Below are 15,532 nucleotides of genomic sequence, written 5' to 3' on the forward strand. Positions count from 1 at the left end.
GCGGGCACCGACACCGTGACCGGATCCCCGCCGCTCTGCGGGGTGAGGGTGACGGATGCCGCGCCGGAGGCGGCATCCGCGGCGATCACGAGCGAGCCGCCCGCCCCCGGAGCGACCGCGATGAGCGAGGGTGCGGAGAACTCGGGCGCCGCGGCGTACCACGCGAAGTCCGCGCCCTCGCCGAACCCGGTGGTGGACCACGCCCCGCCCACGACCGGCTGGGTCGCGGTGATCGAGACCGTGTACGCCCCCGCAGCCAGGTCGGACAGGTTCAGCGAGGTCGGCGTGCCCGCCGGGAGCTCGATGGTGCGGGGGTCTCCGACCGGGGCATCCCCGCCGACGGGGGTGATGGTCACCGTCGCCGACGCCTCGGCGCCGGGCGAGAGCAGACGCAGCACCGTTCCGGCATCCCCCTGTCCGGGGGCGAGGACCTGGATGCCGGGAATCACGAGCGACGTGGACGCCTGCGCGAGCGGGGCGGCCTGATCGCTGCCGCCCGGAAGGAGCGTTCGGGTGAGACTCGCTTGCAGGTACGCCTGCACGGGGGCTCCGGTGGCGACGATGCGGACGACCGGACTCGCCTCGCCGAGCAGCAGACCGGCGAGCGGTACGACGCGTTGACCTCGGGCCGGCACGACGAGTCCGGCACCCGACGGCGGCGTGGAGACGCCGTTCGCGCCATAGACGGAGAGCTGCACCGTCGCCGCGACGTCACCCGGGTTCGCGAGCACGACGAGATCGTTGGCGCCGGTCGTGGACGCACCGGCAACCAACCACGACTCCGCGAGCGGGGGGCGGCACGCCGACGCGCTGAAACCCGTGAGGTCGGTCGAGGAGACGGTCGCCGAACCGGCGGCCGCGAAGGGGGTCGCGGCGCGATCCTTCGGCGCCGCGCGGAACACCGTGGCATCCCCCGATCCGTCACCGGTCGCACCGGTGGCCCGGGAGACCTCCGCCCCGGCGGCATCGGGCCCGGAGACGATCGTCGGCGTCGCGGCGACGGTGACCCCACCGGCGGACTCGGCGGCGCGTCCGAGCGCGAACACGGGACCGGCGCACGCCAGGACGGTGTCGGACGGCGCCGGGTCGACCTGGACGCGCACGGGCTCGGCGACCAAGCGCGGCCACGGAGCGGCGATCCCGGCGACCGCGCCCACGACGACGGCCGCGGCGACGGCGCTCCCTGCCACGACGCGGGCACTGGTGGTGGCCCAGCGGACCAGGCGACGATCGCTCATCGAGTACCTCCCTGGACGGGTCCGACGGTACGCGGGGTCCGCCGCGCGACGCGGCGCGAGGCGGCGGTCGGGATCGCGAGGAGAAGTGCCACGAGCAGGACACCGATGGACGCGCCCGTCACGAGTCGCTGCAGCGCGAGCTGGTGGTCGTCAAGCGCCGCGCGGGGCTGCACGTCCGCGGTGACGCGCCAGAGGTCGCCGCGCGCGGTCGCGCCGACGCCGTCGAGGGTGTTGCGCTGGTCGAGCGAGGTGGCCGCGGTCAGGCGCGCCCCGCGGATGACGTCGTCCTCTCCCCCGGGTCCGGACTCGAGCAGCACGAACCGGATCCCGCGTGCCGCGAGACCGGCGACGGCGTCTTCGGACGACGGCGTGACGAGGTCGGCGGCGAGCGTGGCCAACTCCTGGTCGGCCGGTCGCGCCCACGTCCGCGTGGCCTCGACCGTGCTCTGGCCGCTCAGGGTCGCACTGCCGCCCCACACGACGTCCACGCGCAGACCGTCGGCGCGCGGGTCCAGCACGATCGTGCCGACCGATGTCGACCCGCGTCCCTCCGCCGCGACGAAGGCGGGGAGCGTCGAGACCGGGCCGTTCGTGAGCACGGCGCGGGGCGTCTCGGAGGTCATGGCCGTCAGGGACGGGGCCACGGCGACCGCCAGCGCGGCAAGCGTCACCATCGCCCCGATCGGGCGGAGGACGCGCACGCGCTCGACGATCCCCGCGTCGAGCGCGAGGACCGCCGCGCCCACCACGCCCAGCCACGCGAGGCTGAGGCCCGACCCGGGCCACAGCGGCACGGGGGTCGCGTGGTCGAACGAGACCGCGACTCCGACCGCCGCGAAGGCCGTCGCGAGGCCCGTCGCGGCGATGAGGAGCAGTCCGGTGGCGGTGAGCCAGCGCGGGGTGAGGACGGCCAGCACCGCGAGCACGGCGAGCGGTGCCACGAGCAGCGGAATCCACCACACCGGGCCGCCGGTGAGGGCTCCCCACCCGCCGGGGTCGGACGTGGGGAAGCCTGCGGCGAGCAGCGCCCGGCCGAGCGGATCCGCGGTCGCCTCGTCGCCCGCGAACGGCACGCCGGGGTCGGCCAGCAGACCCCACGGGTTACCGAGCCGCACCTGCGTCCAGATGAGCGGCGCGAACACGACGATGGACGGGACGAGCAGCCAGATGACGCGGGCGATCCCGCGCGGGGCGACGAGGGCCACGACGACCAGCGCGGCCGACCACAGCACCACCACGGCCGGAGCGAGCGAGGGAGCACAGGCCAGCACACCGACGAGAAGAATGGATGCCGCTCCCGCGGGCGCCCACGAACGATGTGCCACGCTCGCGGCGAAGAACAGCCACGGCAGCAGCAGGTGCAGCAGCAGTGGGGCCGGGCGCCCCTCGACGATCGCCGCGAGGAACGTGGGCGCGAGCGCCCAGGCCACCGCCGCCGTGATACGCAGCAGCGACGACTCGGTGACGCGCGTCGCGGCGAACCACCCGCCCAGCACCGCCAGCGGCAACGCGAGGATCCAGAGCACCACGATCGCGCGGGACGGTTCGGCCGGCGACAGCGAGCCGATGAGGGCGAGGAGGGCGGAGAACGGATCCGCGGGCCCGACGACGTCCAGACCGAGAGGACGCGCACCCCACGCCGCGTCCTGCCACAGCTGCGTGAGGCTGGCGCGCAGCGGGGCGAGGCCGCCGCCGCCGAGCACCGGCCAGGCCAGCAACGGGGCGAAGAGCAGAGCGGACACCGCAAGCGCCCCGAGCACGGCCCACGCGCCACCGCCGACGAAGAACTTCAGCTCGGTGCGCACCGGCGCGTCGCTCTCCGCGGCGTCGGTCTCCCAGCGCAGGCGCATCTCCGCGCGCGAGACCCGCAGCGGCGCGATGCGCGACCAGCCGACCGTCCGCACCGTGCGGATACGCCGCCGCGCACGGGCCACCGCGGCCACCCGGGCCATGACGAGCAGCGTCGCACCCCACTCCGGCACCACCTTGTGAGGGACCTTGCCCACGAGGTGCGCGATGGTGCGCCACAGCGCGACAGGGAGGAACGACAGCCAGTGCAGCAGGACGGCCGGGGCGGGCGCGTAGGCGAGACGCCGGTGGAGCTGGGCGGTGCGTTCGGCGAACGCGCGGCGCCGGGCCCGCTTGCGCCCGCGCGCCATCGCGGCGACGCCGTCGCCTGCCACCGCGACGCGGGCCGCGGGCACCAGCGATACGCGATCGCCCGCGAGGCGCGCACGCACCGAGAGGTCGAGGCCCTCGTCCGCGCCCCCGAGCGCCGGGTCCAGTCCGCCGAAGGCGCGCCAGGATTCGCGGCGGATCAGCATGCCGCGGACGTCCGCCCCGAGCACATCGGCATCGCCGTCGCGCTGCCCCTGGTCGAGTTCCCCCGCGGCGAGTTCCACCGCACGGCCGTACCGGGTCATGCTGACGCCGAGCGAGACGATCTCCGACGGGTCGTCCCACGCCACGAGCTTCGGAGCGGCGATGGCCAGTGACGACGAGAGTTCGAGCGCACCGGCCAGCCGCAGAAGGGCCTCGGGGTCGGGCGCGGTGTCCTGGGCGAGGAGCCACACGGCATCCCCCGTCAGGCGCGGGGTGGCGAGCGCGGTGGCGGCCGCGAAGGTCGTCCCGGCGGATGCCGTGATGACGCCCTCCGCCCCCGAACCGGCGGCGAGCTGCGTCAGGGCGGGGTCGTTTCCGCACAGCACGATGGTGAGCGCGTCCACCGGGCGCGTCTGAGCGGCCAGCGCTTCGAGGGTGCGCGTGAGGTGGGGGGCGGCGGGGATACGTCCTTCGGGGCGGACCACGAGGACGGCGTGTACACGGGCGGGCATGGCGTGGTCAGCCTAGGCGGGCTCCTCCACGATCCGAGACGCCGCGCCGATCCGCCGCCGATCGTTCAGGAAGCGGATTCCGGATGCCGCGTGTCAGGCGCGGCGCTTGAGCTTCCGGCGCTCGCGCTCGCTGAGGCCGCCCCAGATCCCGAAGCGCTCATCGTTCTGGAGCGCGTATTCGAGGCACTCGGACCGCACGTCGCACGAGGTGCAGATGCGCTTGGCATCCCGCGTCGATCCGCCCTTCTCCGGGAAGAAGGCCTCGGGGTCGGTCTGCGAGCACAGCGCGTCGGTCTGCCACGCGAGGGTGTTCTCCTCCGGCGCGTCGATGTCACGACGGACACCCGGGACTCCCAGGTCGACCGGATCGACGAACCAGTTGTCCGGGACACCGGACCGGTACTGCGATGTCGCCATCTCGTCCTCCCCCTCGTTCGATCCCCTGCCGCTGGCGCGTACCAGTAATTACACCCGTGTCATTCCGATTGGTCAAGTCGCGGATCGTAAACCCTCAAGGGCGAGGTGAACCTTCACGCCGCGTCGTCGGCGTGTCGCGCTTCAGTTCCCCGGCTGGGCGACGAAGACCTCGCCGCCGACGATCGACACGGGGGACTCGTCCGGCGTGAGGAGCGCGGCGTGCCCCGGCTGGAGCTCCACGCGGGCGCCCGAGGCGCCCGTCACCACGGGATCCCCCGCGACCGCGAGCGCGAGCGAGATCCCGTTCAACGCGACCTCCCCCTGCTCGTTCACGTGCGCGAGGGCGAAATCCGGGATGCCGGGGGCGAAGAGTTCCACGCCGTCCCCCGCCGGGCGGGGCGGGAGGAAGGGCGGAGCCGCCGGGCGGAAGTCGACCAGCGCGAGCAGCTCCGCGACGTCGATGTGCTTGGGGGTGAGACCGCCGCGCAGGACGTTGTCGCTCGCGGCCATGATCTCCACCCCGAGTCCTGCCACGTAGGCGTGCAGGACACCGGCCGGAACGAAGATCGCCTCTCCGCGCCGCAGCTCGACGAGGTTCATGAGGAGCGCGACGACGGTGCCCGGGTCGCCCGGGTAGGCCGCCGACAGCGTGCGGGTCAGCTCGAGCTCGGCGGCGAACTCCTCGGATTCCGCGGATGCCGCGGCCCCCACGATCTGCTGGATCTCGGTCGCGTCGGCCTCGCCGAGGACCCACCCGATCGCCGAGCGCAGAGCAACGGCGGAGTCGGCGGCATCCAGGTGTCCGCGGAGGGCGCGGACGCCCTCGGCGTCTCCGAGGGCCGCGACGAGTCGCCGCGTGGCGGCGAGATCCCGCAGCCCGGCGAGAGCGGTGAAGGTGTCGCTGAGGGCGACGATCACCTCGGGCTTGTGGTTGTCGTCCTTGTAGTTGCGGTTGGCGGCGTCGCGCGGGAGGCCCGCGGCCTCCTCGCGGGCGAACCCCTCGACGGCCTGATCCTTGGACGGATGCACCTGGATCGACAGCGGCGCGCCCGCGGCGAGCAGCTTCAGGAGGTACGGCAGCCGCGTCGGCACGCCCGTGGCATCCGCGTGGGCGGGAAGCCACTCGTCGAGAGTGCGGTCCGACCCGTCGTGCAGGAGAGCGGGCGAACCCGGGTGGTCGCCGAACCACACCTCCGCCTCGGGGGCGCCCGACGGTGCCCGCCCCTCGAGGTCCGCGATGAGCGTCCGACTCCCCCAGGCGTAGTCACGGGGCGTGTTCGAGATCTCCACCAGCACGGGTGCCAGCCTAGCGCCGCACCCCTGGGCGCCCGGGAGGCCGGACGGTAGCCTGGGCTGACCATGGCGATGTACACGAGTCACCCGGTTTCGGCGCTGCCGACCGCGCCTCCGCGGGAGACCACGGGGCACCTGCTCCTCCGGGCGTGGTGCGTGTTCGTACTGGTGCTCGTCCTCGGCGGGATCGCCGTGATCGACGCGATCGGCCCCACCGCCACCGGCGTCGTCGCGGTCGCGTCCGCGATCGTCTCCGCCGCGGTCTGGGCGGTCGTCCGGCCGCCGATCGCGCTGCGGCGCCTGCCGTTCCTGGCCTTCGGCTACGTCGCGTGGGCCGGGCTCTCGATCCTCTGGAGCGCCTGGCCCGCGGCATCCGTCCTCACGTGGTTGCTCCTCGCGGCCACCACTTTCCAGGCCCTCTTCGTGGGCGCGGTCCTCACGTGGCGCGATGTCGTGGGGGCGGTGGCCTCCGCCGCGAAGTGGGTCGTCGCCGCCTCGCTGGTGTTCGAGCTCGCCGTGGCCCTCTTCGTGCGGGGGCCCCTCCTCCCCGGTTTCGTCCGGGCGGCGGGCGATGAGGACCCGATCGCGTTCTGGTCGGGCGGCAACCTCTTCGCCGGCGGGCCCCTGCGCGGGATCTTCGGCAAGCCCGACCTGCTGGGCGCCGTGATGCTCGTCGCGATCATCGTGTTCGCGATCCGCTTCGCGGCCCACGCGCCTCGCCGGACACTGCTGTGGGGCTGGACGGCCATCGCGGCGTTCCTGTTCGTGCGGGCCGCGTCGATCACCGCCGTCGTTGCGGCGGCGTTCGTCGTGCTGGTCCTGGCCACGGTGCTCGTCATGCGCACCGCCCGACGCCCCGGCGAGCGCACCCGGTGGTACGCGCTGTACGCGTTCCTCGGCATCGGGGGCGGCGCGGCGCTGTGGTTCGCCCGCGACGCCATCTTCGGTGCCCTGGGGCGCGGGGCCGATCTGACCGGGCGGGAAGGAGTCTGGGCCGACGTGCTCGCCCGGGCCGATCAGCATCCGTTCCTCGGCTGGGGGTTCTCGACCCCGTGGATCGCCTCCGAGCCGCTCATCGACGGCTGGATCGTGGATCGCGGGCAGACCGTCGTGCAGGCGCACAGTATGTGGCTCGATGCCTACTTCCAGCTCGGCGGCGTCGGTGTCGTGCTCCTCGCGCTCGTCTTCCTCGCGTACGTGTGGCGGTCCTGGTTCTTCGCGGTGGATCGGCCGCGCTGGGATCTCCGCGCCGATCGCCCCTACTCTCCGCTCACCCTGCTGCCGACCCTCATCGGCGCGCTCCTGGTGGTGCAGGGCCTGACCGACTCCGCACCCCTCCTGCTCTGGGGGTGGACGTTCGTCGTCCTCTTCGGCGCGAAGATCAAGCAGTCCCCGCTCATCGGCGTCGGCCCTGCCGAGCAGAGCATCGCGATCGAGCGCGGCGAACTCCTGCAGTCGGGGTCCTGAACCGCCGACGCCGAGCCGTCGTCGGCGCTCAGAGCCCGTTCGAGACCGCCGGGTAGACTGCGGGCTGGCCTCGACGGCCCGCGCCTTCGACGAAAGATCTCTTCGTGACGTACACCCTGCAGAACGCGGTGCTCCCGCTCGACCGCGATCCGGACCTCCTCCCCCTGTATGTCGATCCCGAGACCTGGTCCACGATCGACGAGGAGCCGGTCCGCGTCACCAACGTGGCGCAGTTGAGCAACGTCCTGGACCGCCACCGCGCCCGCATCGTCGCCGGTCGCCGCGTGTCCTTCGGCACCTACTTCAATGCTTTCCCCGCGTCCTACTGGCAGCACTGGACCGCCGTCCGCGACGTGCGCCTGACCGTCCGCACCTCCGGGGATGCCACGATCCTGGTCTATCGCTCGAACGGAGGCGGGACCCGGCAGCGCATCGAGACACGCGAGGTCCGCGGGGAGGCGACGACCTCGTTCGACCTGGTACTCGACCAGTACAGCGACGGCGGATGGATCTGGTTCGACGTCGCCGCCGATCGCACGGACGCGGTCTTCGAGGGCGCCGAGTGGACCACGGAGCAGGAGCCCGTGCGCGCGGGCAAGGCCAGCATCGGCATCACGACCTACAACAAGCCCGACTACTGCGTCGCGACGTTGAACGCCCTCGCCGACGCCCCCGACGTGCTCGACGTCGTCGATCGCGTGTTCCTCATCGACCAGGGCACCGATGTGGTGACCGACCAGGCCGGCTACCCCGCGGTGGCGGAGCGCCTCGGCGAGACCCTGCAGATCGTGCGCCAGCCCAACCTCGGCGGATCGGGCGGCTTCGCCCGGGCCATGGTCGAGACCCTCCAACGCCCCGAGAGCGACTTCGTCCAGCTCCTCGACGACGACGTCCGCATCGAGCCCGAGTCGATCCGCCGGTCGGTCGTGTTCGGCCGCTACACGTCGGTCCCCACCATCGTGGGCGCCCACATGTTCGACCTGCTCGACCGCCCCAAGCTCCACGCCTGGGCCGAGGTCGTCGACGACCAGCCGTTCATGTGGCGAGCCCTGTTCCAGGAGCGCCTCCCCCACGATTTCAGCGTCGCGAACCTGCGCCAGTCGCCGATCCTGCATATGCGCCTCGACGCCGACTACAACGGCTGGTGGATGTGCCTCATCCCGACCAGCATCCTGCGCGAGATCGGCCTGTCGCTCCCGGCGTTCATCAAGTGGGACGACGCCGAGTTCTGCGTCCGGGCACGGGATGCCGGCTACCCGACGGTGTCGATGCCGGGCGTGGCGCTGTGGCACGTGTCATGGGTGGGCAAGGACGACTCGATCGACTGGCAGGCCTACTTCCACGCGCGCAACCGCATCGTCGCCGCCCTGCTCCACTCCCGCTCGCCGCTCGGTGGGACGCTGATCCGCCACAGCCGACGGGTCGACCTGAAGCACCTCATGATGATGCAGTACTACCCGGTGGAGCTGCGGCATCGGGCGATCCGCGACGTGCTGTCGGGCCCCGCGCACATGCGGGAGACGCTCGCGACGGCGATGCCCGAGGCTCGCCTCATCGCCCAGAAGCACCCCGAGACGCGGATCCACAAGGACTCGGGGGTGCCGCTCCGGTCCCGCCGGGGGCGCCAGGTGTTCAAGCGTCTGAAGAAGAACGAGTTCGACAGCCCGACCGGCCTCGCCCTGCGCACGTTCACGGCGCGCACGCTGCTCTCGCACTGGTTCCATACCCCGCGGCCCGAGAACCTGGCGGAGCCCGAGGTGGAGTTCGGCAAGGGCGATGCCCATTGGTGGCGCGTCCCGCTGTACGACAGCGCCCTCGTGAGCGCCGCCGACGGCTCCGGCAAGAACATCTACACGCGCGACCGTGCGCGATTCCGCCGCATGCTGCTGGACAGCGTCCGCCTGCACCGCCGACTCCGGCGGGAGTGGCCGCGACTGTCACAGGCGTACCGCGATGCCCTGCCGGACCTCACGTCCGAGGCGCAGTGGCGCGCGACGTTCGAGGAGCGTGTGTGAGCGTGGCACCCTTCGACCCCTCGACCGCGACCATCGTCGTGGTCACCTACAACCGCACCCCGCTGCTGACCCGGCTGCTCGAGAGCATCGAGCGCATGTCCCCCGCCCCCGGGCACCTCGTGATCATCGACAACGCGTCGACGGATGACACCACCGAGGTCGTCGAGTCCTTCCGCGACCGGCTCCCCACCGACCTCGTGTACCGGCGCCTGGAGACCAACACGGGCGGCTCGGGAGGTTTCAGCGAGGGGATGCGCGTCGCGTACGAGCTCGGTTCGGAATGGATCTGGCTCATGGACGACGACGTCGAGGTCATCTCCGACGGCCTCGCGCGCATGGGACGGTGGACTCCGCGGTTCCGCAGCATCCAGGGCCGTCGGTACGACTACGACGGCAGCGAGTTCTACTGGCAGTACCGGGTCGCCGAGCCGCTGGCGATCCCGATCCCCTTCGCTCCGGCCGCGTTCGATTCCTCAGGCTTCAAGCCGATGAACTCCGGATGCTTCGAGGGCATGTTCATCCATCGTGACGTCGTCGCGAAGATCGGCCTGCCCGACCCGCGGTTCTTCATCTACTGGGACGACCAGCTGTACGGCTGGCTCGCGTCCCGCGTGACCGACTCGGTCATCGTGAACGAGTTCGTCCTGCGCCGCACGCGCGAGATCAAGCAGTGGGACATGGGCATCCGGCATATGAACGCCTCAAGCGACGCCTACCGGTACTACATCATGCGCAACCGCGCGTACCTCGCGAAGTACTACCGCGCGCTCGGGGTCTACCGGCCGCTCGCGTTCTCGGCCGGTACCGCGCTGACGTTCGTGAAGGAGCTCATCCGTCTCGTCGTCGTCGAGCGCAAGCTCCGCGGCACGAGCCATCTGTTCCGTGGACTCCGCGATGGGCGGACGATCTCGCGTGACACCTCGTGGCGTCCGATGCCGCCGCTGGAGCCCGCTCAGCCCGTCGTCTGACCACCGTTCGTTGCGCCTCACGGGTCGATGACCGGGGCGTGGGTGCGTTCTCAGCCCAGACGGGCCGGCAGCTGCTCGGCGAGCGACGGTGCCAGCGTCGTCGCGTACGTGCGGGACAGGTGGTTGTCGTCGCGGTAGACGACGACGTTGCCGATGATCCCCGGGCAGAAGTCCTCGGGACAGATCCAGGGAGTGAGGTCGATCATCCGCACGCCCGGTCCGGCGAGACGTGCCGCCGGGTTGGATTCCGCCAGCGAGCTCGACTGCGGAACGGCGCAGTCGATCGGGTTCTCGGAATTCACGACGCACCCGAACATGTCGAAGGAGAACCGTGCGTTGTCACGCACCGCGAACACGTCGATCCCGGCATCCGTCATCCGCTCCACGAACCGATCGATGCCGGGGCGGAGGGCTTCGTCGTCCTCACCGGGGTTCGAACGGGTGACGACCGTCATCACCGCGGCGGGGGCGAGCTGTTCCGCGTGAGAGATCGCCGCTTCGCGCCAATCCGGGCAGGAGGGGTCCATGCCTGGTTCGTCGACTCCCATCGAGCACCCGCCCTTGATGAGGAAAACGACCCCCCATCCTCTCTCCGCGGCGACGGGGAGGAGCGCGCCGGTCGCCTGCTGCGCGTGCGAATCGCCGATCACCACGACCGTCTGGCCGGCGCGCTGAGTCCCCCGGGCCTCGGAGCAGGTACCCCGGAGGATGTCGTCCTGCACGGCCCGAACGCCCGAGCACTCCTGGTCCAGCTGCACCCATTCGTCCTCGAGCTGGGTGGGGAGCGGCAGGAGAGCGGCGTCGGCCGACGGCTGCGGCAGCGTGGGGTCGCGGAGCACCGCGGCACCGGGGTTGTCGAGCAGGGCCCGGGCCTGCACCTCACGGTCCTGGATCGCACTCGCCACCTGCCACCCCGCCAGCGGCGTCACCACGACGGCGGTCGTGACCGCCAGCACGGCGAGCGGGATGAGCGGCGAGGAATCGGACCGCCGCCACGCCCGAACGGGGGCGTCGACCACCGCGGTGAGTCCGCGCGCCAGGACCAGAGAGACGGCGATGACCAGCGCACCCCCGGTCAGACCGGCATTCGATCGGCCCGTGACCACCAGCAGGGTGATCAACAACGGCCAGTGCACGAGATAAAGGCTGTAGGCGTCGCGTCCGAGCATCCCGAATGCGCGGGATGCCAGGAACCTCGCGGGTCCGACGGGCTGCGCGCCCGAGCCCGACAGCACCACGGCGGCGGCGCACAGAACGGGCCACAGCGCGAGGAATCCGGGGAAGCCGCCCTGGACGTCCACCACCATCCCCAGGGCGAGCAGTCCCGCGAGACCGGCCCAGCCCACCACCGCGCGGACCCGGTCACCCAGCCGGACGTACGGCAGGGCGACCACGAGGAGGGACCCGGCGGCGAACTCCCACAGGCGCGCCCCGGTGTCGAAGTACGCGCTCCGCTGGTCGGCTGCGGTGATCAGGACGGAATACGTGAAGGAGACGAGGAAGACGGCACCGAACGCGACGCCGACGACACGGTCGGCCGCCCATCCCCGTCGGCGGACGAGGAGCTGGCAGACGGCGAGGATCGCGACCCAGAGCACGAAGGCCTGGCCCTGCACCGACAGCGACCAGAAGTGCTGCAGCGGACTCGGCGTCTCGGACCGCGCGTAGTAGTCGACCGCATCGGCCGCGAGGACGCGGTTCTGCACGTAGAAGAGCGACGCCCACGTCTGCTCCCAGACGAAGTTCCAGATCGTCGGGGGATACACGGTGCGGACGAGGGCGAGCACCGCGAGCAGAGTCACCGCCGCCGCCGGCAGGAGCCGCCGGAACATCCCCAGGAGGTGCCGCACCGGCCGTACGGGGTTCGGGCCGTCCATGCGGCGCAGGAAGCCGCGGGTCAGGAAGAACGCGGACAGCATCAGGAACACGTCCACGCCGCCGGACACGCGCCCGAACCACACGTGATACGTCACCACGAGCAGGACGGCGACCGCGCGCAGCCCGTCGATATCGGGCCGATACGCCCAGCGCCCATCGCCGGGCCCGCTGCCCTGTGCCAGTGGGGTCGAGACGAGGGGTGCGGTCGTCACGCCAGCTGGTTGTTCCACATGGAGAGGGCGGACCCGATGGCCATGTGCATGTCGAGGTATTGGTAGGTGCCGAGGCGCCCACCGAAGAACACGTCCTGCTCGCCCTTCGCCAGCTCGCGATACGCCAACAGGCCCGCGCGGTCGTCCGCGGTGTTGACCGGGTAGTAGGGCTCGTCCGCGCGCGTGGCGAACCGCGAGTACTCACGCACCACGACCGTCTTGTCGGCCGGGTAGCGGTCCGCGCGCTCCGGGTGGAAGTGCTTGAACTCGTGGATGCGGGTGTAGGGAACGTCGGCGTCGGCGTAGTTCATGACGCTCGTGCCCTGGAAGTCGCCGATCGGCAGGACCTCCTGCTCGAAGTCGAGGGTGCGCCACGACAGCTCGCCCTCCGCGTAGTCGAAGTAGCGGTCGACGGGACCCGTGTAGACGACGGGGACCTGCCCGACCGTCGCCTTCTTGTTCAGCGGCTGGGACTCGTCGAAGTAATCCGTCGACAACTTCACCTCGATGTTCGGGTGGTCCGCCATACGCTCCAGCCACGCCGTGTACCCGTCGACGGGGAGGCCCTCCCACGTGTCGTTGAAGTACCGGTTGTCGTAGGTGTAGCGGACGGGCAGGCGCGAGATCACCTCGGCCGGCAGGTCTTTCGGATCCGTCTGCCACTGCTTCGCCGTGTAGTCGCGGATGAACGCCTCGTACAGCGGCCGCCCGATCAGGGCGATCCCCTTCTCCTCGAGGTTCGCGGCATCCTTCGCGTCGAACTCGCCCGCGAGTTCGTGCACGAGCGCCTTCGCCTGGTCGGGCGTGTACGCCGCCTGGAAGAACTGGTTGATCGTGCCGAGGTTGATCGGGAGCGGGTACACCACGCCCTTGTGGGTCGTGTAGACGCGGTGGACGTACGACGTGAACGCGGTGAAGCGGTTGACGTACTCCCACACCGACGGGTTGGACGTGTGGAAGAGGTGCGCACCGTACTGGTGCACCTCGATGCCCGTCTCGGGCTCGTTCGCGGAGTAGGCGTTGCCGCCGATGTGGTGGCGGCGGTCGATGACCGTCACCTTCCGGCCCGCGGCGGCCGCGCGCTCCGCAATCGTGAGACCGAAGAAGCCCGAGCCGACGATGAGAAGATCCATGAAGAAGAAGCGGCTTTCGTATCGGGGGCAGGGCGGAAGCCCTCGGGAAACGTCGCTCGATACTACCCGGCGCGTCTGAGGCGACGCTGGCGGTGCTCAGCGGCCGCGCAGTGACCGTCGGATACGATGGCGTGTCGTAAAGGCGGCGGACGGAGACGAAATCGCATGGGTGACTGGATGAGTGCGATTCCGTCGTACCTCGTCGTCGTCGCCGTCCTGATCGTCCCGGGCGCTGCCGTCGTCATCGCGGGGTGGGGGTTCCGCAACCCGCAGCGCTTGCTCCTGGCACCGGCTCTGTCCGCCACCATCGCGGCGGCCGCGGCAGCCGTGGCGCCGCTCCTCGGTCTTCGATGGAACCTGCTGCCCCTCGCGGCGTTGACGATCGTCGTGGTCGGAATCGCACTGCTGCTCCGCCGCTTCGCCGGCCCCGACGCGGCGGCACCGCGCGGGACCGGGCTGGTCGCCCTCGGCGCGCTTGCGGTGACCGCAGCGGTCACCACGGTCCTGTTCGCCCGTGCTTTCGGGTCCGCCGACAACATCGCGCAGCGCTTCGACAACATCGTCCATCTGAACGCGATCGCCTTCGCGCTGCAGAACGGCAGCGCATCACCGTTCCAGATCGGCGCGACCTCGGACATCGGGTTCTATCCGAATGCCTGGCACGCCCTCACCACGCTGGGAGCGGAACTCACCGGCGCGTCGGTTCCCGTGGCCGTGAACGCGGCGAACCTCGCCATCGTGTCGATCCTGTGGCCCGCGTCCACGATGGCGCTGGCCGGAGCGTTCTTCGCCCAACGGCGCACGGCGTACGTGGTGTCCGCCGCACTGTCGACCGGGTTCGGCGCCTTCCCTGCCCTGTTCTTCAACTGGGGCGTCCTCTATCCCAACCTCGTCGGATACGCGATGGTCCCCGCGGCGCTGGCGGCAGTGGTCACCTCGCTCGACGATCGAGGCGCCCCCCGGCTCGTCCGGTCCGCACTTCTCGTCGCGCTTCTCGCCGGGGGCACGTTCCTCGGGCACCCGAACGCTTTCCTGAGCGTTCTCTTCTTCGCCGCCGCGGTGGTCGTCACGACGTTCGCCTCGCGAGCCATCAGCGAACGCAGTCGCCGTGCGATGCTCTCCCTCGTGATCGCCGTCGCCGGGTTCGCCGTGGTCCTGACTGCGACGGTGGCGGTGTTCCGAACGGGTGCCGAGCACTCCGGATGGGCGCCCTGGCAGAACCTCGCGCAGTCGCTCGGCGAGGGGCTGTCCGTCTCCCCGCGCGGATACCCGCCCACGGTCGTCGTCTTCGTGCTCCTGCTGATCGGCTTCGCCGCGGTCGCCCGTCGCCCGCGCCTCCTGCCGATCCTGACTCCGTTCGCGGTGGCCGTCGCGCTCTTCGCGATCTCGTCGGGACTCCGCATCGACCACCCTCTGCGGCAGATCCTGACCAACCCCTGGTACAACGATTCCAACCGACTTGCCGCGCTGCTACCGCTCGTCGCCATCCCCGTCGCGACGCTCGGCGCGATCGCGCTCGTCGATCTTGCTCGCCGCTGGGGACGTGATCGCCGCCCTCGATGGGTCGCCTTCGCCACCGTCGCCGTCGGCACGATCGCGATCTTCTCCGTCGCCGTCGGGCCCAACGTCCGGGTCGCACTGGGACAGGTGAACGAGGCGTACGCGTACACCGACGATTCGCTGATCCTCTCCACCGACGAACACGCGCTGCTCGAACGACTCGACGACGAGACGCCGCCGGACGCGCTCATCGCCGGCAGCCCGCGCACCGGGACATCGCTGGCGCTCGCCCTCGCGGACCGGCAGGTCGCGCAGAAGCACGTCTTCGGCTCGCCTTCGCCGGAGCTGGTCTTCCTCAATCTCCACCTTCGCGATATCGACAGCGACCCGACCGTCTGCCGATACGTCGACGACCTGGGCGTCGACTACGTGCTCGACTTCGGCCGCCAGGACGTCATCGACCCCGCCGGCGCCGTGGCCTACGACGGCATCCAGGACCTCACGCCCGGGCAGCACCTCGTGCTCGTCGACTCGCAGGGCCCGAACGCGCGGCTCTTCCGCATCGAAGGGTGCTGAC

General features: G+C 71.3%; 10 protein-coding genes. 4 read left to right on the plus strand and 6 right to left on the minus strand.

What is annotated here, in order from left to right; all coding sequences use genetic code 11:
* The 4 genes from AVW09_RS11145 to manA all read right to left on the minus strand — a co-directional run.
* The coding region (locus AVW09_RS11145; protein WP_063258149.1) for a DUF5719 family protein at positions 1-1,238 on the minus strand (1,238 nt) is incomplete at its 3' end.
* The gene (locus tag AVW09_RS11150; RefSeq protein ID WP_063258150.1) at positions 1,235-4,072 is read right to left on the minus strand and encodes a glycosyltransferase; all 2,838 of its coding nucleotides are present in this window, start codon (positions 4,070-4,072) and stop codon (positions 1,235-1,237) included. The genes AVW09_RS11150 and AVW09_RS11145, both read right to left, overlap by 4 nt.
* Positions 4,073-4,165: 93 nt before the next feature.
* A complete protein-coding gene (locus AVW09_RS11155; RefSeq protein ID WP_022878766.1) occupies positions 4,166-4,489 on the minus strand; it encodes a WhiB family transcriptional regulator in 324 nt (107 codons plus the stop codon).
* A 141-nt stretch (positions 4,490-4,630) separates the two neighbouring features.
* Complete coding sequence (manA, locus tag AVW09_RS11160) at positions 4,631-5,785, minus strand: mannose-6-phosphate isomerase, class I (RefSeq protein ID WP_063258151.1); 1,155 nt, start codon at positions 5,783-5,785, stop codon at positions 4,631-4,633.
* Between the two features lie 63 nt (positions 5,786-5,848).
* On the opposite strand from manA, the gene AVW09_RS11165 reads away from it, so the two are divergent.
* From AVW09_RS11165 to AVW09_RS11175, 3 genes are all read left to right on the plus strand, one after another.
* A complete protein-coding gene (locus AVW09_RS11165) occupies positions 5,849-7,249 on the plus strand; it encodes an O-antigen ligase family protein (RefSeq protein ID WP_063258152.1) in 1,401 nt (466 codons plus the stop codon).
* A 104-nt stretch (positions 7,250-7,353) separates the two neighbouring features.
* Positions 7,354-9,264: a glycosyltransferase gene (locus AVW09_RS11170; protein ID WP_063258153.1), complete on the plus strand. Its 1,911-nt coding sequence runs from the start codon at positions 7,354-7,356 to the stop codon at positions 9,262-9,264.
* A gap of 2 nt (positions 9,265-9,266) precedes the next feature.
* On the plus strand, positions 9,267-10,232 hold the full coding sequence (locus AVW09_RS11175) for a glycosyltransferase family 2 protein (protein ID WP_156496068.1): 966 nt from the start codon (positions 9,267-9,269) through the stop codon (positions 10,230-10,232).
* A gap of 50 nt (positions 10,233-10,282) precedes the next feature.
* On the opposite strand, the gene AVW09_RS11180 is transcribed toward AVW09_RS11175, so the two are convergent.
* Positions 10,283-12,322 (minus strand): acyltransferase family protein, encoded by a 2,040-nt coding sequence (locus AVW09_RS11180; protein ID WP_156496065.1) that lies wholly within the window; start codon positions 12,320-12,322, stop codon positions 10,283-10,285.
* The gene (gene glf, locus AVW09_RS11185; protein WP_063258155.1) at positions 12,319-13,455 is read right to left on the minus strand and encodes a UDP-galactopyranose mutase; all 1,137 of its coding nucleotides are present in this window, start codon (positions 13,453-13,455) and stop codon (positions 12,319-12,321) included. The genes AVW09_RS11180 and glf overlap by 4 nt, the downstream gene beginning before the upstream one ends.
* Before the next feature lie 177 nt (positions 13,456-13,632).
* On the opposite strand from glf, the gene AVW09_RS11190 reads away from it, so the two are divergent.
* Positions 13,633-15,531 carry a DUF6541 family protein gene (locus AVW09_RS11190; RefSeq protein ID WP_156496066.1) on the plus strand — a complete coding sequence of 633 codons (1,899 nt, stop codon included), beginning with the start codon at positions 13,633-13,635 and terminating at the stop codon, positions 15,529-15,531.
* The last annotated feature ends 1 nt before the right edge of the window (position 15,532 follow it).

Source organism: Microbacterium sp. T32, assembly GCF_001619615.1.
Taxonomy (GTDB): Bacteria; Actinomycetota; Actinomycetes; order Actinomycetales; family Microbacteriaceae; genus Microbacterium.

What these genes read in the sequence shown, in the direction of transcription:
- AVW09_RS11155 (WP_022878766.1), bottom strand. Translation starts at nt 4,489, where the DNA reads ATGGCGACATCGCAGTACCGGTCCGGTGTCCCGGACAACTGGTTCGTC.
- AVW09_RS11150 (WP_063258150.1), bottom strand. Translation starts at nt 4,072, where the DNA reads ATGCCCGCCCGTGTACACGCCGTCCTCGTGGTCCGCCCCGAAGGACGT.
- AVW09_RS11165 (WP_063258152.1), top strand. Translation starts at nt 5,849, where the DNA reads ATGGCGATGTACACGAGTCACCCGGTTTCGGCGCTGCCGACCGCGCCT.
- AVW09_RS11190 (WP_156496066.1), top strand. Translation starts at nt 13,633, where the DNA reads ATGAGTGCGATTCCGTCGTACCTCGTCGTCGTCGCCGTCCTGATCGTC.
- glf (WP_063258155.1), bottom strand. Translation starts at nt 13,455, where the DNA reads ATGGATCTTCTCATCGTCGGCTCGGGCTTCTTCGGTCTCACGATTGCG.